The organism is Micromonospora sp. CA-240977, assembly GCF_050942285.1.
Lineage (GTDB): Bacteria > Actinomycetota > Actinomycetes > Mycobacteriales > Micromonosporaceae > Micromonospora.
This window is the reverse complement of the sequence record NZ_CP192055.1, coordinates 1518995-1538666: the sequence shown is the minus strand read 5'-3', so window position 1 is coordinate 1538666 and position 19672 is coordinate 1518995. Positions and strand designations below refer to the sequence as shown.

General features: G+C 72.8%; 19 protein-coding genes and 3 tRNA genes. 5 read left to right on the top strand and 17 right to left on the bottom strand.

Going from position 1 to position 19672, the window contains the following annotated elements; genetic code table 11:
- Nucleotides 1-12: 12 nt before the first annotated feature.
- Both ACQPWW_RS07235 and ACQPWW_RS07230 read left to right on the top strand, forming a co-directional pair.
- A complete protein-coding gene (locus ACQPWW_RS07235) occupies nucleotides 13-1533 on the top strand; it encodes a CHAD domain-containing protein (protein WP_433130376.1) in 1521 nt (506 codons plus the stop codon).
- On the top strand, nucleotides 1521-2399 hold the full coding sequence (locus ACQPWW_RS07230) for an NUDIX hydrolase (protein WP_433130374.1): 879 nt from the start codon (nucleotides 1521-1523) through the stop codon (nucleotides 2397-2399). The genes ACQPWW_RS07235 and ACQPWW_RS07230 overlap by 13 nt, the downstream gene beginning before the upstream one ends.
- A 19-nt stretch (nucleotides 2400-2418) precedes the next feature.
- Here the strand turns inward: ACQPWW_RS07230 and ACQPWW_RS07225 are convergent, their stop codons facing one another.
- The 4 genes from ACQPWW_RS07225 to leuC form a co-directional block, all read right to left on the bottom strand.
- A complete protein-coding gene (locus ACQPWW_RS07225) occupies nucleotides 2419-4362 on the bottom strand; it encodes an endonuclease/exonuclease/phosphatase family protein (RefSeq protein ID WP_433130372.1) in 1944 nt (647 codons plus the stop codon).
- Nucleotides 4363-4503: 141 nt separating this feature from the next.
- Nucleotides 4504-5187, bottom strand: a complete 684-nt coding sequence (locus tag ACQPWW_RS07220; RefSeq protein ID WP_433130370.1) for an HU family DNA-binding protein — start codon at nucleotides 5185-5187, stop codon at nucleotides 4504-4506.
- A gap of 172 nt (nucleotides 5188-5359) precedes the next feature.
- On the bottom strand, nucleotides 5360-5947 hold the full coding sequence (gene leuD, locus ACQPWW_RS07215) for a 3-isopropylmalate dehydratase small subunit (RefSeq protein ID WP_433130368.1): 588 nt from the start codon (nucleotides 5945-5947) through the stop codon (nucleotides 5360-5362).
- A gap of 14 nt (nucleotides 5948-5961) precedes the next feature.
- Nucleotides 5962-7407 (bottom strand): 3-isopropylmalate dehydratase large subunit, encoded by a 1446-nt coding sequence (gene leuC, locus ACQPWW_RS07210; protein ID WP_433130366.1) that lies wholly within the window; start codon nucleotides 7405-7407, stop codon nucleotides 5962-5964.
- A 49-nt stretch (nucleotides 7408-7456) separates the two neighbouring features.
- On the opposite strand from leuC, the gene ACQPWW_RS07205 reads away from it, so the two are divergent.
- A complete protein-coding gene (locus ACQPWW_RS07205) occupies nucleotides 7457-8143 on the top strand; it encodes an IclR family transcriptional regulator (RefSeq protein WP_110562481.1) in 687 nt (228 codons plus the stop codon).
- A 252-nt stretch (nucleotides 8144-8395) separates the two neighbouring features.
- On the opposite strand, the gene ACQPWW_RS07200 is transcribed toward ACQPWW_RS07205, so the two are convergent.
- The 4 genes from ACQPWW_RS07200 to ACQPWW_RS07185 all read right to left on the bottom strand — a co-directional run bounded on the left by ACQPWW_RS07200 (nucleotide 8396) and on the right by ACQPWW_RS07185 (nucleotide 9811).
- Nucleotides 8396-8468, bottom strand: a tRNA-Glu gene (locus ACQPWW_RS07200).
- A gap of 151 nt (nucleotides 8469-8619) precedes the next feature.
- Nucleotides 8620-8692: transfer RNA gene (locus tag ACQPWW_RS07195), tRNA-Glu, on the bottom strand.
- A gap of 135 nt (nucleotides 8693-8827) precedes the next feature.
- A tRNA-Gln gene (locus ACQPWW_RS07190) sits at nucleotides 8828-8899 on the bottom strand.
- 108 nt (nucleotides 8900-9007) lie between these two features.
- Nucleotides 9008-9811 (bottom strand): fumarylacetoacetate hydrolase family protein, encoded by an 804-nt coding sequence (locus tag ACQPWW_RS07185; RefSeq protein ID WP_110562480.1) that lies wholly within the window; start codon nucleotides 9809-9811, stop codon nucleotides 9008-9010.
- Nucleotides 9812-9985: 174 nt separating this feature from the next.
- Between ACQPWW_RS07185 and ACQPWW_RS07180 the strand changes: the two genes are divergently transcribed.
- Both ACQPWW_RS07180 and ACQPWW_RS07175 read left to right on the top strand, forming a co-directional pair.
- Nucleotides 9986-11428 (top strand): hypothetical protein, encoded by a 1443-nt coding sequence (locus ACQPWW_RS07180; RefSeq protein WP_433130363.1) that lies wholly within the window; start codon nucleotides 9986-9988, stop codon nucleotides 11426-11428.
- Nucleotides 11429-11463: 35 nt separating this feature from the next.
- Nucleotides 11464-12330, top strand: a complete 867-nt coding sequence (locus tag ACQPWW_RS07175; protein ID WP_433130361.1) for a 3-methyladenine DNA glycosylase — start codon at nucleotides 11464-11466, stop codon at nucleotides 12328-12330.
- A gap of 37 nt (nucleotides 12331-12367) precedes the next feature.
- On the opposite strand, the gene ACQPWW_RS07170 is transcribed toward ACQPWW_RS07175, so the two are convergent.
- From ACQPWW_RS07170 to ACQPWW_RS07130, 9 genes are all read right to left on the bottom strand, one after another.
- The gene (locus ACQPWW_RS07170; protein ID WP_433130359.1) at nucleotides 12368-13027 is read right to left on the bottom strand and encodes a dihydrofolate reductase family protein; all 660 of its coding nucleotides are present in this window, start codon (nucleotides 13025-13027) and stop codon (nucleotides 12368-12370) included.
- Nucleotides 13028-13082: 55 nt separating this feature from the next.
- Nucleotides 13083-13811, bottom strand: a complete 729-nt coding sequence (locus ACQPWW_RS07165; protein ID WP_433134184.1) for an AraC family transcriptional regulator — start codon at nucleotides 13809-13811, stop codon at nucleotides 13083-13085.
- Nucleotides 13812-13856: 45 nt separating this feature from the next.
- Nucleotides 13857-14282 carry an alternative ribosome rescue aminoacyl-tRNA hydrolase ArfB gene (arfB, locus tag ACQPWW_RS07160; RefSeq protein WP_433130357.1) on the bottom strand — a complete coding sequence of 142 codons (426 nt, stop codon included), beginning with the start codon at nucleotides 14280-14282 and terminating at the stop codon, nucleotides 13857-13859.
- 34 nt (nucleotides 14283-14316) lie between these two features.
- The gene (locus ACQPWW_RS07155; protein ID WP_433130355.1) at nucleotides 14317-14613 is read right to left on the bottom strand and encodes a hypothetical protein; all 297 of its coding nucleotides are present in this window, start codon (nucleotides 14611-14613) and stop codon (nucleotides 14317-14319) included.
- 96 nt (nucleotides 14614-14709) lie between these two features.
- The gene (locus ACQPWW_RS07150; RefSeq protein WP_433130353.1) at nucleotides 14710-15564 is read right to left on the bottom strand and encodes a S1C family serine protease; all 855 of its coding nucleotides are present in this window, start codon (nucleotides 15562-15564) and stop codon (nucleotides 14710-14712) included.
- 38 nt (nucleotides 15565-15602) lie between these two features.
- Nucleotides 15603-16562: a VWA domain-containing protein gene (locus tag ACQPWW_RS07145; protein WP_433130351.1), complete on the bottom strand. Its 960-nt coding sequence runs from the start codon at nucleotides 16560-16562 to the stop codon at nucleotides 15603-15605.
- Nucleotides 16559-17560 carry a DUF58 domain-containing protein gene (locus ACQPWW_RS07140; RefSeq protein ID WP_433130349.1) on the bottom strand — a complete coding sequence of 334 codons (1002 nt, stop codon included), beginning with the start codon at nucleotides 17558-17560 and terminating at the stop codon, nucleotides 16559-16561. Before ACQPWW_RS07140 ends, ACQPWW_RS07145 begins: the two co-directional genes overlap by 4 nt.
- Nucleotides 17557-18606, bottom strand: coding sequence for an AAA family ATPase (locus ACQPWW_RS07135; protein ID WP_433130347.1), 1050 nt, complete (start codon nucleotides 18604-18606; stop codon nucleotides 17557-17559). The genes ACQPWW_RS07140 and ACQPWW_RS07135 overlap by 4 nt, the downstream gene beginning before the upstream one ends.
- Nucleotides 18607-18849: 243 nt before the next feature.
- Nucleotides 18850-19359, bottom strand: a complete 510-nt coding sequence (locus tag ACQPWW_RS07130) for a hypothetical protein (RefSeq protein WP_433130345.1) — start codon at nucleotides 19357-19359, stop codon at nucleotides 18850-18852.
- Nucleotides 19360-19672 lie beyond the last annotated feature (313 nt).

Below are 19672 nucleotides of genomic sequence, written 5' to 3'. Positions count from 1 at the left end.
TAGGCTGAACTGATGGTCGAGGAGGAGCAGAAGTACGAGGTGGACGATGCCTACGTGCTACCGGACCTGGCCGCCACGGCCCCGGCCGGGGGTCGGGTCCGGGTGCTGCCACCGGTGACGCTCGTCGCCCGCTACTTCGACACCGTCGACGTGCGGCTGGCCCGTGCCGGCGCCTCGCTACGCCACCGTCGGGGCGACGAGCTGCCCTGGACGGTGAAGCTGCCGACCGGGACGCCGGGCGTCCGACACGAGATCTCCCGCCCTGGGCCGAAGGGCCAACCACCGCCGGAACTCGTGGAGTTGGTCACCGTCCTGCACCGGGGGGCTCCGCTGGCCCCGGTGACGGTGGTGCGGACGGTCCGGCACGCGTACGAGGTGTGCGACAGGGGCGGCGCGGTGCTCGCCGAGGTGGTGGACGACCGGGTGACAGTGCTCGACGACGCCGGGGCCACCACCGGCACGTTCCGCGAGCTGGAGGTGGAGCGCAAGGCCGGCGACCGGGCGTTGCTCGACCGGGTGGGGGCGGTGCTGCGCGAGGCGGGCGCCCGGGGTGGCACGTTCACCCCGAAGCACGTACGGGCGCTGGGCGCGACGGCGCAGGCCGACCCGGACCTGGTCGCGCCGGCCGGGCTGACCGGGGAGCCGAGCGCCGGCGACGTGGTGACCGAGGCGATCCGCAAGGAGATCCGCCGGCTGTTGGCGCACGACCCGCTGGTCCGGCTGCGCGCCCCGGCGGGCGGTGGCGACACCGCCGTGCACCAGATGCGGGTGGCCTGTCGACGCCTGCGCAGTGATCTGCGGACCTTCACACCGCTGATCCGCAAGACCTGGTCCCGACCACTGCGCGACGAGTTGCGCTGGCTGGCCGGTGTCCTCGGCGCGGCCCGGGACGCCGAGGTGCTGCGCAAGCGGTTGCGCGACACCGCGAGCGCCGATCCGCTCAGCCCTCTGGACCAGGGTGCGGTGGACCGGCTGGACGAGGTGCTCGCCCAACGGCAGCGGCAGGCGCTCGCCGCCATCGACGAGGCGTTGCGCACTCCGCGCTACCTGGCCCTGGTGGACACTCTGGTGCTGGCCGCCCGCGCGCCCCGGCTCACCCGCGCGGCGGCGGCCCCGGCGGCGGAGGCGTTGCCCGCGCTGGTGGCCCGGCCCTGGCAGCGGCTGACCGGGCCGGACGGCGTCGACGGGCTCGCCGCCCAGTCGCCGGACGACCGCTGGCACGCCGTTCGCAAGGAGGGCAAACAGACCCGGTACGCGGTGAACGCCGTGGCGTCGACCGTCGGCAAGGGCGCGCGCCGGCTGTCCCGTGCCCTCGCCGGGGTGCAGGACGTGCTCGGCGAGCACCAGGATGCGGCGGTGGCGGCGGACACCTGGCTGGAGATCGCCGCCGAGCGGCCGGACGACCACGAGCTGGCGGTCACCGCCGGGCGGCTGGCCGAGCGCGAACGCGAGTCGGTACGCCGGATGCGGGCGCTCTTCCCGGCCGCCTGGCACCGGGCCACCCGGCGGCGGCGAACCAGTTGGCTGCCGTGACCGGCATCCGGGCGGCGGGCGGGGTGGCCTGGCGGCCGACCGCCGACGGCGTCCGCGTCTGCGTGGTGCACCGCCCCCGCTACGGCGACTGGACGCTGCCGAAGGGCAAGTTGGAGCCGGGTGAGCACGCGCTCGCCGCCGCGGTGCGTGAGGTCGCCGAGGAGGCCGACGTCCGGGGCGTACCGCAGGTCCGGCTGCCGTCGGTGCGGTACCGCAGCGAGGGGCAGGCGAAGCTTGTCGACTACTGGTCGATGCTCGCGGTGGCAAGTGGGGGTTTCCAACCGGGCACCGAGGTGGACGACATCCGCTGGCTCGCGGTGGACGACGCGATCCAGTTGGTCAGCTACCCGCACGACGCGGAGGTGCTGGCGGCGTTCGCCGCGCTGCCGTCGGTGACCGCGACGGTCGCGCTGGTCCGGCACGCGCACGCCGGTAAGCGGGCCACCTGGTCCGGCCCGGATGTCGGCCGGCCCCTGGACGCCGAGGGATGGGCCCAGGCGGCCACGCTGGCCGACCTGGTCGCCCTGATCCGACCGGCCCGGCTGCTGTCGGCGTCACCGCGACGCTGCGTGCAGACCCTGGACCCGGCCGCCGCGCTGCTCGACCTGCCGATCGAGATCTGCGGCGACCTGGACGAGCCACAGCCCGGCCAGCAGGCCGACGAGCAGATCCTCGCCACCGCCGCCACGCTGCTGGAGTTGGCCGGCGCGGGTGGGCAGGTGGCGGTGTGCAGCCAGGGCAAGGTGCTGCCGGGTGCCCTGGAACGGTTGACCGGCCGCACCGACGAGGACTTCACCACCCCCAAGGGCGGCGGTTGGCTGCTCGCCTTCACTGGCGACCGCCTGCTCGCCACCGACCGCCTGTAGCGCCCCGTAGGGCCGGACGTCAGCGGGGTGGCAGGGTCAGGGTCACCGCCACCGGCAGGTGGTCGCTGGCCGTGCCGCGCGGCGCGACCGGGTTGGTAGCGGTGAGGCCGGGTGAGACGAAGACGTGGTCGATCTGCTCGCGCGGGTCGTCGGCGGGGCTCGTCGCCAGCGGTCGGGCGGTTGCCAACGCGTCGACCAGACCGGCCGCCGTGAACTGTCCGAACGCCTCATCGCCCGGCTGCGTGTTCAGGTCACCCGCCACCACCAGCGGCCGGCCGGCCGCGTACGCGGTGGCGAAGTCGGCGACCGCGCGGGCCTGGACCACCGGGCCCCGCCCGGGTGGAGGTTGAAGGTGGGTGCTGACCACCGCGGTACGGACGCCGGCACCGAGGTCCAGCGTGACGGCGAGTGCCTGCGCGCCGGTGGGCGCCCCGACGGCCGGCAGGGCAACGGTCCGCGGATCGGTGACCGGCCAACGGCTGAGCACCGCGTCGCCCCACACCGGGTCCGCGGCCGGCCCGAACACGTACGGCATGCCGAGCCGGTCGGCAAGCAGGTCCAGGGTGTCGTGGCCACCGTTGAGCAGCCAGGCCCGGTCCACCTCGCTGAGCAACACCACGTCGGGTCGTTGCCGCTCGACGGCCTCGGTGAGCCCGGTCAGGTCGAACCGACCGTCCAGCCCGAACCCCATCCGGATGTTGTACGCCACCACGGTCAGCCGCTCCGGTGGGCCGTCCCGGTTGCTGGCCACCGGCACCTCGTCGGCGAGCACCGGGGCCAGCAGGGCCAGCGCGGTGACCGCCCCCGCGGCCCGCAGCGGCGCGAACGGCCCGGGGAGGCGGTGGACGACGGGACCGGCGGCGAACGCCACAACGGCGACCAGCAGGGCCACCAACACGGGTACCGCTGCGTTGGGGTAGCCGAGGTCGTAGGCGGAGTAGTAGCCGACGGCGCCCAGCGCGAAGACGAGCATGCCGGCGGCGACCGCGTACCCCCGGCGGGCCGCCCACCGCCCGTCATCGCCCTCGTCGCCGACCGTCTCAGCGGGACCGGCAGCAGCGGTGTCGCTCTCCGGCTCGCTGCCGTCGTCGGTGCGGGCCAGGCAGGCGCCGAGACCGACGGCGGCGAGCAGGACGGCCGGGAGGAGCAGGTCACCCCGGTCGACGGCGAACAGCACGGCGCCGGCCACCACCGCCACCGGCCCGTACGCTCGGCCCCACCGCTCGGGCGGCCGGGTCAACGCGGTGCACAGGAACGCCGCGACCGCCACCGGCACCGGGGCCATGCCCAGCAGCGGTGAGCGCGCCACACCGCCGTCGGCGAGCAGGTACGACATCCCGGTCTGGGCCAGCGCCGGGGAGAGCGCCACCATTCCGGCAAGCAGCAGCGCCGGCCCGGCCAGCAGCCAGGCCCGGACGCCACCGACGCCCGCCCGGCCGCCGGGCCCGCCCGCGCTGCCGGAGCGCGCCGTACCGAGCAGGAACAGCGCCACCGCGACGGAGCTGAGCAGCCAGGCCACCCAGTCGCCCCGCCAGACCAGGTCGACGGTGTCCAGCGCCGCGTGCACTGCCGCGTTGACCGCGAACCCCAACGCCAGCCCCGGGACCGGTCGGTCGGTGTCGGCGGCGACGCCGACCAGCCAGACGAGCCCGGCGAGCAGCCCGGCGGTGGCCAGCCAGAGCTGGGGACGCCCGCCGGGTGTCGCGGTGAGCGCGAGCCGGGCGACGGCGAGCAGAACGGCGGCGACGACGGTGACCGGACGGGCGCCGACCCGGCGAACCACCCCGGGCGCTCCCATCGCGAGCACGAACCAGCCGAGGGCGAACGCGCCCATCAGCTCCGCCGGGGTGGACGCCGCCTGACCGAAGGTGGTGATGATGCCGGGCAGCCAGACGCGCAGCACGTCGATGAGGAGGATGACGCCCAGCGCGAGCGTCCCGGTGGTGACCTGGCGGTAGCGCACCGGCGCCCCATTTCCCGTCGGCGGGCCGGCGGAGGGGTGGCCGGCACGGCGATTCTGCGCGAGCGCGCCGACCGGGTCAACGGCCTCCGTACGCCGAAAGGGCGCCCACCCGTGGGTGGACGCCCTTTCGGAGCCGGTCGGTCAGCGCTTGCTGGCCGCCTTCTTGGCCGGAGCCTTCTTCGCCGGCGCCTTCTTGGCCGCCGTGCTCTTGCTCGCCGCCGCGGTGGTCTTCTTCGCCGCAGTCGACTTGGTCGCCGCGGTGGTCTTCTTCGCCGCGGTGGTCTTCTTGCTGGCGGCCGTCTTGGTCGCCGTGGTGGTCTTGCTCGCCTTGGCCGGGGCGGTCTTCTTGCTGGCGGCCGTCTTGGTCGCCGTCGTGGTCTTGCTCGCCTTGGCCGGGGCGGTCTTCTTACTTGCCGCCTTGGCCGCGGTTGCCTTGGCGCCCGCGGCCTTGGCGCCGGTCGTCTTCGTGCCCGCCGCCTTGGTGCCGGCCGTCTTGGCCGTGGCGGTGGTGGTGGCGGCCTTCTTCGTCGCCACCGTGGCCTTCGGCACCTTGCCGCTGGCCACCATCTCCTTGAACCCGGCGCCGGGGCGGAAGGTCGGGACGGATGTCTTCTTGACCTTCACCGCCTCGCCGGTACGCGGGTTGCGCGCTGTTCGCGCACCACGCACACGCTTTTCGAACGCTCCGAATCCGGTGATCGCCACCTTCTCGCCCTTGGTGACCGCCGCCTGGACCTCGGTGAGGACCGCCTCGAGGGCGTTCGTCGCCGTCTTCCGGTCCCCCAGGCGAACGGCGAGCGCCTCGATGAGCTCGGCCTTGTTCACGACTTCCTCCCGATTGTGCAACTGACTCGTCGCGAGCCATTCTGCGCGCACGTTATGCCCTGTGCTGCCGGGACACAAACATTCGGTAGAAAAAAGCCCTTGTGTCGCAACGGATTCACCCCCACCGGTCGGACCGATGGGGGTGAAATCCGCTGTGCGGCCGGGCGTACGGCTATGCCACGGAGGGCAGGAACGGCAGTCGCCGGGCCTCGTAGGAGTCGATGTCGGCGACGTTGCGGAGGGTGAGTCCAATGTCGTCGAGGCCCTCCAGCAGCCGCCAGCGGCTGAAGTCGTCAAGCGGGAACGACCAGGTGGCGTCCCCGGCCCGGAGCTGCCGGGCGGTCAGGTCGACGGTCACCGGGGTGGTCGGATCCGCCTCGACCAGGTCCCACAGCTCTTCGACGGCTTTCAATTCCAACTCGACAGGCAACAGACCTTCCTTGAGGGCGTTGCCACGGAAGATGTCACCGAAGCGAGGCGCCACCACCGCGCGGAAGCCCCAGTCCCGCAGGGCCCAGACGGCGTGCTCCCGGGAGGACCCGGTGCCGAACTCCGGGCCGGCGATCAGGATCGACGCCCCGGAATAGCGTTCATCGTTGAGAACAAATGTCGGATCTTCCCGCCACGCGCTGAACAACCCGTCGGCGAAGCCCGTCCGGGTCACCCGCTTGAGGTACACGGCGGGGATGATCTGGTCGGTGTCCACGTTGGACCGCCGCAGCGGCACGGCAGTGCCGGTGTGGGTGGTGAACTTGTCCATCTCCTCGGTCCCTTCTACAGGTCGGCGGGGGCGGCCAGCCGGCCGACCACGGCGGTGGCGGCGGCGACCGGCGGGGAGACCAGGTGGGTACGCCCACCCCGGCCCTGACGGCCCTCGAAGTTGCGGTTCGAGGTGGAGGCCGAGCGCTGGCCCGGCTTGAGCGTGTCGGGGTTCATCCCGAGGCACATGGAGCAGCCGGCGAACCGCCACTCGGCACCGGCGTCCGCGAAGACCTTGTCCAACCCCTCGGCCTCGGCGGCCTCCCGGACGGCGGCGGAACCGGGCACCACGAGCATCCGGACCCCGTCGGCGACCTGGTGGCCCCGCAGCACGTCGGCGGCGGCCCGCAGGTCCTCCAGGCGGCCGTTGGTGCAGGACCCCACGAAGACCACGTCGATCGGCAGCTCCCGCAGCGGGGTGCCGGGGCGCAGGTCCATGTATTCCAGGGCGCGGCGGGCCGCGGTGCGCTCCGAGTCCGTGACGAAGTCCTCCGGGTCCGGCACCAGCGCGCTCAGCGGCGCCCCCTGCCCCGGGTTGGTACCCCAGGTGACGAACGGGGTGATCCGGCTGGCGTCCAGGGTCACCTCGGCGTCGAACTGGGCGCCCTCGTCGGTGGGCAGCGTCCGCCACCATGCCAGCGCCGCGTCCCAGTCCGCGCCCTGCGGCGCGTTCGGCCGACCCTTGAGGTACGCGAAGGTGGTCTCGTCCGGCGCGATCATGCCGGCCTTGGCGCCCCACTCGATGGACATGTTGGCGATGGTCATCCGCCCCTCCATGGAGAGGGCCTCGATCGCCTCGCCGCGGTACTCGACGATGTGCCCGCGCCCCCCGCCGGTGCCGACCTGGGTGATCAGCGCGAGCACCAGGTCCTTGGCGGTGACGCCCGGGGCCAGCCGCCCGGTGACGTTCACGGCCATGGTCTTCGGCCGGCTCTGCGGCAGCGTCTGGGTGGCCAGCACGTGCTCCACCTCGCTGGTGCCGATGCCGAAGGCGAGCGCGCCGAACGCGCCGTGGGTGGCGGTGTGCGAGTCGCCGCAGACGATCGTCATGCCCGGCTGGGTGACCCCGAGCTGCGGGCCGATCACGTGCACGATGCCCTGGTTGTCGTCGCCGAGCGGGTGCAGCCGCACCCCGAACTCGGCGCAGTTGCGCCGCAGCGTCTCGATCTGCGTACGCGAGGTGGGGTCCTCGATGGTGAGCAGGTCACCACGGCGCAGGCGGAACGCCGGGTCGGCGTACCCGGTTGGGGTGTTGTGGTCCTCGGTCGCGAGGGTCAGGTCGGTACGGCGCACCCGGCGGCCGGCGAGCCGCAGCCCGTCGAACGCCTGCGGGCTGGTCACCTCGTGCAGCAGGTGCAGGTCGATGAAGAGCAGATCCGGCTCACCAGCGGCGGACCGTACGACGTGCGCGTCCCAGACCTTCTCGGCCAGGGTCCTCGGCTCAGGAGTGACTCCCACCATCTGGACATCCTAAATTCTGGGAGGTAAGTTTCGGCTTGTGGGACACAGTATGAGCGGTGTCGGCGTTCTCGACAAGGCGGTGGTCATCCTGGCCGCCTGCGTCGACGGCGCCAGCCTGGCCGAACTCGTTGATCGCACCAAGCTGCCCCGGGCCACCGCGCATCGGCTGGCCCAGGCCCTGGAGATACACCGCATGCTGGTGCGGGACACCCAGGGCAGATGGCGCCCCGGACCCCGCCTCGGCGAGCTGGCAAATGCCGCGCCGGACGTGCTGCTGACCGCCGCCGAGCCGTTGCTGGCCGCGCTGCGCGACGCCACCGGCGAGAGCGCACAGCTCTACCTGCGCCGCGCCGACGAGCGGATCTGCGTGGCCGCGGCGGAACGCGCCAGCGGCCTGCGGGACACCGTACCGGTCGGCTCGGTGCTGCCGATGACCGCTGGCTCCGCGGCGCAGATCCTGCTCGCCTGGGAGCCGCCGGAGGCGGTGATGCCGCTGCTGCCGCGCAGCAAGTTCACCGGCCGCACCCTGGCCGAGGTACGCCGCCGGGGCTGGGCGCAGAGCGTCGCCGAGCGGGAGGCCGGTGTGGCGAGCGTCTCGGCCCCGATCCGTGACCGCACGGGCCGTGTGATCGCCTCGGTCAGCATCTCCGGCCCGATCGAGCGCCTGGGCCGCCGCCCCGGTGAACGGCACGCCATGGCCGTGGTGCGAGCCGGCCAACGCCTCTCCGGCCTCTGACCCCACCCACCCACCCACCCGGGCACGCCCGCCCGGGGCACGCCCACCCCCGCCCGGCACCCCCACCCGCGCCGAATGCTCGTCGCCAAGATCCGCGCAACATCAGGGATGTTGCTGCTTCCCGCGTCTCGGAGGCAGCAACATCCGAGAAGTTGCGCGGATCTTGGCGCGAGGGCGCGGGGCGCGAGGGCGCGGCGGGCGCGGGGCGCACGGGAAAGGCTCGCCCCGCGAAGCGGGACGAGCCTTTGGTTGTAGCCCCGACCGGATTCGAACCGGCGCTACCGCCTTGAGAGGGCGGCGTCCTGGGCCACTAGACGACGGGGCCAGAACTTCCTGTTCACCGCCCTCGCGGGCGGTGCGGCTGTAGTCTAGCGGCACCGTACCCGGGCGCGAGCACGGGGTGCGGGGTCGCGCGTGGGCCTGGCGGCGGACACAAAACAGCCCGCCTCACCTGGTGAGACGGGCTGTACACGATGTAGCCCCGACCGGATTCGAACCGGCGCTACCGCCTTGAGAGGGCGGCGTCCTGGGCCACTAGACGACGGGGCCAGAACAACTTGTTGCTCCCCCACCCTTACGGTCGGAGGAGCTGCACTCTACCGAAGACCACGCTCCGCCCCCGGAGGGGCGGAGTCGAACTCCGTCAGAATCCAGCGTCTGGAACTCTCGCGAGCTCCAGCAGCGCTGGGGTACCAGGACTCGAACCTAGACTAACTGAACCAGAATCAGTCGGGCTGCCAATTACCCCATACCCCATTGGCCCCTTGCGGCGCCGGGAGTGAACTTTACCCTCCCGGTGCCGGCAGGCCAAATCGGATCCCCCCGAAACGCCTGTGAGCTGCGGAAACAGGGGCATCCGACGGATCAGGCGACGGGCACCACCGGGTTGGTGAGCTCGCCGATGCCCTCGATCCGCACGGTGACCGTATCCCCCTCGACGAGGGGGCTAACCCCGGCCGGAGTGCCGGTGAGAACGACGTCGCCGGGCAGCAGGGTCATCACGTGCGAGATGTACGACACCAGGCCGGCCACGTCGAAGACCATGTCCTTCGTGCGGCCGAGCTGGCGTACCTCCATCTCCTCCGGATTGCGACCGACCTCACACCGGATCTCCAGGTCCGAGACGTCCAGACCGGTGGTGATCCACGGGCCGATCGGGCAGAAGGAGTCGAAACCCTTGGCCCGGGTCCACTGCCCGTCGGACCGCTGGAGGTCCCGGGCGGTGACGTCGTTGGCGCAGGTGTAGCCGAAGATGGCGCGTTCGGCGGCGGCCCGGTCGGCGCGGCGCGCGCCCGGCGCCCCGATCACGACCGCCAGCTCCGCCTCGTGCTCGACCTGCTTCGAGAAGATCGGCAGTCGGATGGCGTCCCGGGGGCCGATCACCGAGGTGGACGGCTTGAGGAAGAGCAGCGGCTCCTTGGGCACGTCGTTGCCGAGTTCGGCGGCGTGGTCTGCGTAGTTGCGACCGACGCAGACGACCTTGCTGGGCAGGATCGGCGAGAGCAGTCGGACGTCGGAGAGGGCCCAGCGGGCCCCACTGAAGGAGAGTTTGCCGAACGGGTGGCCCTCGATCTCGGCGATGGTCAGGCCCTGCGGCCCGGCCTCCGGTTCGCCTTCGACGGCTCCGAACGACATTCCCTTGGCATGGGCGAAACGAGCGATACGCACCCCGCCAATCTAGCCCCGCCGACCCCACCACCGGCCAGGACCGGCCGTCGGGTGTGCGCAACCCGTCAGCGCGCGGCACCCTACCGGAGCGGGAGGTGACCGGGGTGGGGTTCCCGACTTCGTACCCGCACGGAGGCGGCCCGCCCCTAGCGTCGGCTCCGGAGGTTCGTTCGTATGCCTGCATCGACACGACACCACAGAGCCCTCGCAGTGTTCGTCCACTGCCTCGGCATCCTCGCCGCCGTGCCGGCCCTGCCGGCGACGGCTCCGGAGGCGTCGGCCGCGCCGAGACCACCGGCCGAGACAGCCAGACCGCCGGATGCCACACCACGGCCACCGGGCGGCGCGACTCGACCGAGCGCCACGCCGACCGGGGTGGCGACGGCCACGCCGGCGGAGACCACGCACCCGCCGGTCGCGATGGCCGCGCGGATGTCCGCCGAGCCCACCCCGCCGTCCGCGCCACCGGCGGTGGCGCCGCCGTCCCGGGCACCGGCGTCGGCGCCCCCGCAGCAGGTCACGGTGGCGGTCGCGCCGGAGAGCAGCCCCGCGCCGAGGTACCGGATCCAGGTGCGCAACGTGGGCAACGCCCCGGTGGACACCACGGTGCGGCAGGAGCTGCCGCCCGGGTCGTCGCCGACCGCGATCAGCGCCGGCGGCCGGTCCGCCCGGGCCGGCGGGTCCACCACCGAGGTGACCTGGCGGTTGCGACTGCCGGCGCACAGCAGCACCACGCTGGGCACCGCGCTCGCCGCGACCGCGCCGGGCCAGCCGCTGACCGCGCCGGCCTGCGCGTTCACCAGTGACGGAACCCGGCCGTACGACTGCGCCACGGCCACCTGGAAGGCGGCCGTGGCGGCACCGGCGGCCGAGGTCACCGAAGCGCCGCCCTGGCGCCGATACCCGGTGCTGCTCGCCGGACTGGCGGTCCTGCTGCTGATCAGCGCCGCCCTGGTGTGGGTGTGGCGACGCCGGCGCGCGGGCCGGGTCACCGCTTCCGCGTTGGCCAGCAGGAGCGGACCCGACGGTGGTCGCGGGACGATCTATCCGCGCCCGGCCGCCCCGAGTGCGACGCGGCGGCGGCGTACGCCGCCGGTCTGGTTGCTTGTGGGCGCGGCCGTGGCGGTGCTCGCCGGCGTCGTCGGCACGGCGGGCTGGACGGCGACTCGGCAGGTCTCGGCGATCGACACGCAGAAGCAGCCCACCAGCGGCGCGTGGATGGGCACCGGGGTCACCGGACCGGTGGGGGTGCCACTGCGCGAGTCGGCGTTCGAGTTCACCGTCTATCGGATGTCCTGCGGCGCGCTCGGCACCGCCGGAAAGGCCGACGGCCGAAGCTGCCAGGCCACAGTGGGTGTGCGCAACCTCACCGGCGACCACCAGCCCTGGCACGGTCAACTCCAGCGGGCGTACCTGCCCGGCGGACGCTGGGTGAGCACCGACGAGCCGGCCACCCGGGCGGCCAACCTGGGTCGGGACGTCTTCGCCGACCCGATGGCCGCGGGCAGTCGGATGGTGCTGCCGCTGGTCTTCAGCGTCGACGGGCGGGACCCGCCGCAGCAGCTGGAGCTGCGCAGCGGGGTGTTCTCCGCCGGCGTGCGGGTGCACATGCCCTGACCGGGTGCGCGGGCGGCGGTCGTACCCTGGGGTGCGTGACCGCCGCCCTCGCCCCCGCCGTGCTCGACGTGGCGCAGTGGCAGGCCCGCCGGCGCGCCCACGAGGAGCGGGTGGACGTCTGGCTGACCCCGCACCTGGCCCGCCGGCGGCGCGGTGAGCGGCACCCGGTGGCCGACTTCCTGTTCACCTACTACTCGCACCGCCCGGCCCAACTCCGCCGCTGGCACCCGGGCGCCGGGGTCGAGCTGCGCGGCGCCGATCCGGGCGAGTTCGGCCGGGACTACCGCGCCACCACCGCCGGGGTCACCCTCGACACCGATGCGGTACGCGAGCGGCGCGGCGAGTCGATCGCCTGGATCCGCTCCCTGCTGGCCGCCACCGCCGGGCGGGCGCCGCACTTCGGCTGCTTCGGGATGCACGAGTGGGCGATGGTCTACCGGCAGACCCGGGAGGAGCTGCGGCACAACGCCTGGCCGCTGCGGCTGAGCCCGGAGCGGACCGCCGCCGTCGTCGAGGAGCGGGGCGTGCGATGCAGCCACTTCGACGCGTTCCGGTTCTTCACGGCGCCGGCCCGGCCATTGAACCTGCTCACCCCGACCCGGGAGTCGCAGCACGCGCACGAGCAGCCGGGCTGCCTGCACGCCAACATGGATCTGTACAAGTGGGCGTACAAACTGTCCCCGCTGATCGGGTCGGAGCTGGTGGCCGACACGTTCGAGCTGGCCCGGGAGATCCGCACGCTGGACATGCGGGCCAGCCCGTACGACCTGGCCGCGTTGGGCTACCCGCCGGTACGGGTGGAGACCCCGGACGGCCGGGCGGAGTACGCGATGGCGCAGCGCGGGTTCGCCGACCGGGCCGCTGTGCTGCGCGATCGGCTGCTCGCCGCCGTCCCGGCCTGAGTCGGTCCCGCCGTCCGCCGGGCCGGGTGCACCGGTGTCAGCCGGGGACCGCGGTCGAACGCCCCCTCTGCACGGTGTACGCGCCCGCGGAGATCTCGCCGAGGGTCGTTGGGGTGAGGGTCAGCGACATCACGCCGCCGGGCAGCACGCGCGCTCTCCCCTCGGGGCTTGCGAATGTCGCGGGCAGTGATCCGTCCGGGAACAGGCGTTTGCCGGTTCCGACGACGACCGGGTACTGGAGCAGCCGGTAGAGGTCGACGAGTCCGGCCTGGTGCAACGTCTGCACGAGCTTCCAGCTGCCGTGCACCTGGAGTTCGCTGCCGGGGAGCCCTTTGAGCCGGCGCACGTTCTCGACGATGCCGGAGCGGAGGACCGTCGTCGGGCTCCAGTCGGCCTCGTTGTCCGTCAGCGTCTCGCTGACGACATACTTCGGCAGCGTGTTCAGTTTGGTGGCGATCAGGTCGTCGGCAGCGGTGACCTTTGGCCAGTACCCGCCGAGCAGGCCGTAGCTCGTGCGGCCGAAGAGGAACGCGTCCGCCGCACGGAACCAGCCCTCGACGACCGCGCTGGTGGACGGGGATGCGTGTGGGACGAGCCACCCGCCGCGGTCGAAGCCGCCCGAGCGGTCCTCGTCGGGGGCTCCCGGTCCTTGCATCACGCCGTCGAGGCTGACGAACACGTTGACGCTGAGCAGCACGGTTCTCCTCCGAATTCCGGATCAGGGACAGCCGCTGGGGAGCGGCGTGCGGAGGTTAGCTGCCTGGCCGCGGGCAGATCTTGTACAAGAACGACATGGCCGCGTCGTCGCGCCCCTGAAGCCCGCGCGCGGTGCGCCCGACATAGCGCCGCAGCGCGTGTGCCAGGTGAGCCTGGTCGAAGTACCCCAGCGCCTCGACGACCGTGGGCCACCCGCGCCCCTCGCGCAGCATCGTGGCCGCGGTGTTCACGCGGTCGATCTGGGTCACTGCGGTTTGCGAGAGACCGGTGATCGTGCGGTACTGCCGCTGAAGGGTTCGTTTGGACGGGTAGCCCTGGAGCTGCCCAGCGGCCTGCTCCTCGACCCGCAGAGGTGATCGCACCAGCAGATTCGCGCCGCGCAGGCACCGGACGAACTGCTCGACGTTCTCGTATGTCGGCGCTTCCCAGTCCTCGCCGCCGATGACGACCCGGCCCGAGTCCGTCACGGGGAGGGGCACGTATCCGTCGACGATCGAGGCCGCGGAATACGGCCGAAGGACGGTGCCGAGGGTGAGCCGGATCCCGAGGAACTCGGCGTTCGGCGGGACCGCCGCAGTGGTGGCCCTGGTCTCCGGGCCGCGCAGGCTGACGAGTAGACGCCCCTGCGTCCGCGTGACTATCAGTTGGCAGCACGTGCGCGCCGCGGATGTCATCGTGTCCTCGGCGTCGCTGGAGGTGCGCCACACACGGTCGACGACGCTCGCGTCTGTCTCGGTGTCGCGATGCTCGAATCGCAAGCGCACGGCCTCCTTCACTCCACCGCGGTCTGTGGCCCGTCTCGGCCTTACCTACTCGCCGTCGGCGCGGCGGTCCCGTTTGCGCTGGGACTGGCGCTTCTTCTCGGCCAGCCTGCGCTCCTTGGCCCCACGCGACGGGCGGGTCGCCCGGCGGGGCGGCGGTGGGGGTGCGGCGGCCTCCCGCAGCAGCGCGGTCATGCGTTCCCGCGCCGCCTCCCGATTGGCCAGCTGGGCCCGGTGCTCGCTGGCGGCGATCGTCAGCACCCCGTCGACCAGGCGGTTGGCCAGCCGGGCCAGGGCCCGCGACCGCAGCCACTCGGGCACGGCCGGGGAGTTGGCCACGTCGTAGCTCAGCTCGACCCGGGAGTCCGCGGTGTTCACACCCTGCCCACCCGGCCCCGACGAGCGGGAGAAGCGCTCCCGAAGCTCCCCGGCGGGCACGATCCACCGATCGGTCACCCGCAGTCCGTCGTCCACACCCCGAGGCTAACCCGCGACGACCCCCCGGAGGTCATCGGTGCGGGGTCCTGCTCTGCGTCGGGGACTGGCTGGGCGCCGGCCCAGCGGTTTCCTCGTCGGAGCCGACCGCCGCGTACGCCACCGCGCCGAAGAGCAGCAGCGCGATCACCCCGGCCTTCACGGCGACCCCACGGATCAGCGACCAGGCGCCCCGACGGGCGCCCGGCACCGACTTCCGAACCGTCTGGTAGTCGTTCCACCCGCGTCGTGCCCGGGCGTACGCCGACCCCACTGCACATCCGATGACCAGGCCCACCAGCAGGAGGACCGCGAGAAGAGGACGCTCCACCTCCGCCAGTATCCATACCGACAGTCGTATTTCCATGGTCCGATGCCGTCCGGCCGGATATCTGACACTGGCCGCGCCCTCGGCTGTCCGCGCAGGTCAGCCACCCTTGCCGATGATCGTGTCGGCGGTCTGCTGCACCTGGTCGATCGGGATGGCGAACCCGATGCCGATCGAACCGTTCCCGTCGATGGTGGCGATGGCGGTGTTCACGCCGACCACCTCCCCACGGGCGTTGACAAGCGGTCCACCGGAGTTGCCGGGGTTGATGGACGCGTCGGTCTGCACCGCGCGGTGCCGGTTGTTGCCCAGCCGCACCTCGCGGTCCAACGCGCTGACGATGCCCGCGGTGACAGTTCCGGCCAACCCGAGTGGCGAGCCCACCGCGAGCACCGGCTCACCGACCCGGGTCGCGCCCGGCTTGGCCATCGGCAACGGGGTGAGCCCGGCCGCCGCCGGCACCTTCAGCACCGCCAGGTCGCTGCGGGGCTCCCGGCCCACCACGTCGGCGGCGAACCGTCGGCCGTCGGGCAGCTCGACGGTCACCGGCCCGCCACCACCCTTGGCCAGGATGTGATCGTTGGTGATGAGGTGCTGCTGGTCGTCCACGGCGAAGCCCGAGCCGGTCGCGGACCCGGCCGACGTGCCGCCGGCCAGCACCGACACCACCCCCGGTACGGTCCGCTCGGCAGCGGTGACCAGTTCGGCGGGCACCGGGGCGGCGGACGCCGCAGCCGGGCCGGGAGTTCCGTCCCGGGCGGCCACCACGCCACCGGCGACGGCGCCCGAGACGGTGGAGAGCGCCACCACGGCCAGTGCGGCGAGCAGCCGTCGAGGCCGCCGCCCGCCCGGGTCGCGCTCGGGCGTGTCCCACCACCCGCGCCCGTCCGGGTCGAGGTTCGGTGAGATGAACCAGGGACCACGCGGTTCGCCCAGTCCGGTCTGTACTGCCATGCGTACTCCTCACGGTCGACGGCGGTGGTGCACGGCGGTCAGGGCAGGCGGGAGAACCAACGCATCGAGCCGGCGGCGGCGCCCATCGCGAACACCAGTCCGAGGCCGATGAACCGGGCCGAGACGTCCTGCCGCTCGGTGCGGTAACCGACCGAGCTGCCGATGTCGTCGTAGACGGCGCGCAGCTCGTCGGTGGTGCTGGCCTCGTGGAACATCCCGCCGGTCTCCTCGGCGACTGCCTTGAGGGTCTGCCCGTCGACAGGCACCTGGATGGGCCGTCCACCCCGGTCGACGAACCCGGACGGTGTCCCGAAGGAGATGGCGTGCACCGGCACCTCCGCCGTCACCGCCTCCGCCGCGGCTTCCATCGGGTCCATTCCGGAGGTGTTGGCGCCGTCGGAGAGCAGGATGATCCGGGCCGGTGGTGTCTCCTTCGCGGCCGCGCTGTCCAGGCTCTTGACCGCGCCGAGGGACGTGTTGATGGCCTCGCCGATCGCGGTGCCCTGTACGCCGGTGATCCCCTCGGCGAGCCGGTCGATCCCCTCGTCGAGGGCGTCCCGGTCGGTGCCCGGCGGCACCAGCACGGCCGCGCTGCCGGCGAACGCCACGAGACCCACGTTGAACTCGTCGGGCAGACCCTCCACGAACCGCCGGGCCGCCTGCTTCGCCGCGGCCAACCGGTCCGGTTCCACGTCGGTGGCGAGCATCGACGTGGACACGTCCACCGCCACCATCACCGTGGCCCGCTCCCGGGGCACCCGGACCTCGGCGCTGGGGCGGGCGAACCCGACGACGAGCAGGGCCAGCATGGCCAGGAAGAGCCCGGCCGGTACGTGCCGACGCCAGGCGGGCCGCTCCGGCGCCACCCGGTCCAGCAGCCGCAGGTTGGTGAAGCGGACCGCGTACCGGCTGCGCCCGCGCTGCATCAGCAGGTACGCGCCGACGAGGGCGAGTACGCCGAGCAGCAGCCAGAGTCGCAGCGGCGACTGCCAGGTCACGCGACACCTCCCCGTGCCGGGGCGACCGGCGCGGCGGCCAGTCGACGTTGGGCGTGCACGTGCCGGACGATGTCCGCGCTCCAGTCCCGGTCGGTGCGCAGGGGCAGGTGGGTGGCTCCGCTGCGGCGCAACGCCTGGTGGATCTGGTCGCGCTGGGCGGCGGCGGCCTCGGCGTAGCGTTCGCGCAGCCGGCGGTCCGATGTGCACACCTCGCGGCGGCGGCCGGTCTCCGGGTCGACGAGCGTGATCAGCCCGACGTCCGGTAGCTCCAGCTCACGCGGGTCGGTGACCTCGATCGCCAGCACCTGGTGCCGGGCGGCCAGCCGACGCACCGTGCGTTCCCAGGGCGCCGGCTGGGCCGGGTCGTCGGGCAGTCCGTCGAGGAAGTCGGAGACCACCACGACCAGACCACGTCGGTTGGCGATCCGGTGCAGCGCGTCGAGCCCGTCGGCCAGGTCCGGCGGCCCCACCGGCCCCCACCCCGGTCGGTCGCCGGGCGCTGTGGGACGCGGGGCGGCGAGCAGCGTGCGGAGCAGGGCGAGCAGATGGGTACGTCCGGTGCGGGCCGGGAAGCGGCGTACCCCGTCGGCACGCAGCACCTGGGCACCGAGGCGGTTGCCGACGCCCGCGGTCAGGAAGCCGACCGCCGCGACAGCGGCCACCGCCAGCTCCCGCTTGTCCAGCTCGGCGGTGCCGAACTCCATGCTGGCACTGCCGTCGACGAGCAGCCAGGTGGTCAGTTCCCGGTCGGCGTCGACCTGGCGGACGTGCGGCACCGCGGTGCGGGCCGTCACCGCCCAGTCCATCCGCCGGACCTCGTCCTCTCCCGGCCGGTACTCGCGGCTGCCGGCGGGCTCACTGCCGGGTCCGGGCAGCAGGCCGCGGTACTGGCCGTGCAGCAGTCCGTTGAGCCGGCGCGTGACGGTCAGCTCCAGGCGACGCACCCGCTGGTCCGGGGCCAACTCGGCGAGGCCCGGTGCGACGTTCGCTCGTCTCATGCCGCCGCCAGGTCCGGCGTCTGCTGTGGGTGACCGGTGGCCAGCCGGGGCGGTGGCACCGCCTCGACCAGCCGCCGCACCAGGCTCTCGGCCGACACCCCGTCGGCCACCGCGTCGAAGGAGAGCACCAGCCGGTGGGCGAGGACGTCGACGGCCAGCTCACGGACGTCCTCGGGGAGCACGTACTCCCGCCCGCGCAGCAGGGCCTGGGCCCGAGCGGCGGCGACCAGGCCCAGGGTGGCGCGCGGGCTGGCCCCGTACGCCAACAGCGGGGCGATCTCCGGCAGCCCGAAGCGGCCCGGGTCACGGGTGGCGAGGATCAGCCGCACCACGTACTCGGCCAGCGCGTGGTGGACGAAGACCTTCTCGGCATGGGCCTGGAGGTCCCGCAGTCGCTGCGCGTCGAGCACCGGACGTGGGCTCGGCCGGTCGGTGCTCATCCGGTAGAGGATGGCCAGTTCGTCGGCGTCGCTGGGGTAGTCGACCACCACCTTCATCAGGAACCGGTCGCGCTGCGCCTCCGGGAGCTGGTAGACCCCCTCGGACTCGATCGGGTTCTGGGTGGCCAGCACCAGGAACGGCGCCGGGACCGGCCAGCTGCGCCCGCCGATCGAGACCTGCCGCTCGGCCATCGCCTCCAGCAGCGCCGACTGCACCTTGGCCGGGGCTCGGTTGATCTCGTCGGCCAGCACCAGGTTGGCCATGATCGGGCCCAGTTCGATGTCGAAGGTCTCCTTGGAGGCCCGGTAGATCCGGGTGCCGACGATGTCGGAGGGGACCAGGTCCGGTGTGAACTGGATCCGGGAGAAGGTGCCGCCGACGACTGTCGCGAGGGTCTGCGCGGCCAGGGTCTTGGCCACCCCGGGTACGCCTTCCAGGAGGCAGTGCCCGTTGGCGATCAGTGCGGTGAGCAGGCGTTGGACGAGCCGATCCTGCCCGACGATCACGCGTTTGACCTCGAAGAGGGTCTGTTCCAGCTCGACGCCGGTCGGCTCGGGATCGACCGAGGTGGGCATGCTGGCCAGGGTGTCCGAGATGTCCGTCACGGTGCTTGCTTCCCGGGGCGGGGGCTCGGCAAACGTCGGATTGTGCGGCCCGGACCGGCCCGGAGTGGCCCGAACGGGGATGAGTCGCACGCAAGCGTGACGATCGGCGCGGTCTCGCCGAGGAGCCCCAATCGTCCGGCCGGCGGGACCAGCACCGGCATGACGCGGTGGCCCTCGAACGACGGCCGGCGGGCAGGGTGCGGCCCCCGCGCACGAGGCGCGGGGGCCGGGGTGTCGATTCGGTCAGGGTGTGTGGGTGAGCAGCGTGAAGCCCCGGTCGGCCAGCGCTCCCGCCGAGTTGCGGGTCTGGATGAAGACCCCGTTGGGCGTGCCGAGCCGCGCCGAGACCGAGACCTCACCACCGGGCGGGATGCAGCAGGAGTCGGCTCGGGAGATGGTGGCCAGGAAGGCACCGGCCGAGACGGTGTAGCCGAACTGCACCTCGTACTCGCCGGTGCCGTACTTGAGCACGGTGCCGGTGCCGCGCGCCTTTGTGCCGTTGGCGTTGACGACGGTGAACCAGGTGGCGGCCGCCATCGTGGTGACGCCGCCCGCCTTCAGCGCGGCCTTGGCCGAGCGTGCGGACTCGGCGGTGACCGGCGGCTGACTGTTCGTGCCACGGTCCGTCGGCTTGACGGCCGCCTGCGGCGCCTTCGCCGACGGCTGGGCGACGGCGATCCCCCCGCCAGCGAGAGTGAGCGCCAGGACAGCGAACGTGACCGCTGCCGCCTTGCGTCGGAGAGATGTTTCCATGACAGGTCCCCCTTGTGTGACCGTGCGAATTCGGCCGACCCGCGGGGCGGGACGGATGACTGCCCATAAATAGGCGGACGACGACACCGGGGTGCGGGAAACCTCGCCCACTGGTAACCGGTGAGGTCGATTTCTGAAGGATCTACATCCCCTCTGAGCTGCGGTTACTACTCAGAGTTGCGTCGTTTGAGCCAGATGGAACGTAGCACCGAAAAAAGGTGGACGTCAATAGTTGATCTCGCTTTATCGAGTTGTCAATCAGCCGTCAGATAATTGTGAAAGGTGAACGCATCACCATTCACGAAACAGTTTC

Excerpts from the sequence above, each read along its gene's own strand:
- ACQPWW_RS07235 (WP_433130376.1), top strand. The coding sequence starts at position 13 with ATGGTCGAGGAGGAGCAGAAGTACGAGGTGGACGATGCCTACGTGCTA.
- leuD (WP_433130368.1), bottom strand. The coding sequence starts at position 5,947 with ATGGACAAGTTCACCACCCACACCGGCACTGCCGTGCCGCTGCGGCGG.
- leuC (WP_433130366.1), bottom strand. The coding sequence starts at position 7,407 with ATGGTGGGAGTCACTCCTGAGCCGAGGACCCTGGCCGAGAAGGTCTGG.
- ACQPWW_RS07205 (WP_110562481.1), top strand. The coding sequence starts at position 7,457 with ATGAGCGGTGTCGGCGTTCTCGACAAGGCGGTGGTCATCCTGGCCGCC.
- ACQPWW_RS07180 (WP_433130363.1), top strand. The coding sequence starts at position 9,986 with ATGCCTGCATCGACACGACACCACAGAGCCCTCGCAGTGTTCGTCCAC.
- ACQPWW_RS07150 (WP_433130353.1), bottom strand. The coding sequence starts at position 15,564 with ATGGCAGTACAGACCGGACTGGGCGAACCGCGTGGTCCCTGGTTCATC.
- ACQPWW_RS07140 (WP_433130349.1), bottom strand. The coding sequence starts at position 17,560 with ATGAGACGAGCGAACGTCGCACCGGGCCTCGCCGAGTTGGCCCCGGAC.
- ACQPWW_RS07130 (WP_433130345.1), bottom strand. The coding sequence starts at position 19,359 with ATGGAAACATCTCTCCGACGCAAGGCGGCAGCGGTCACGTTCGCTGTC.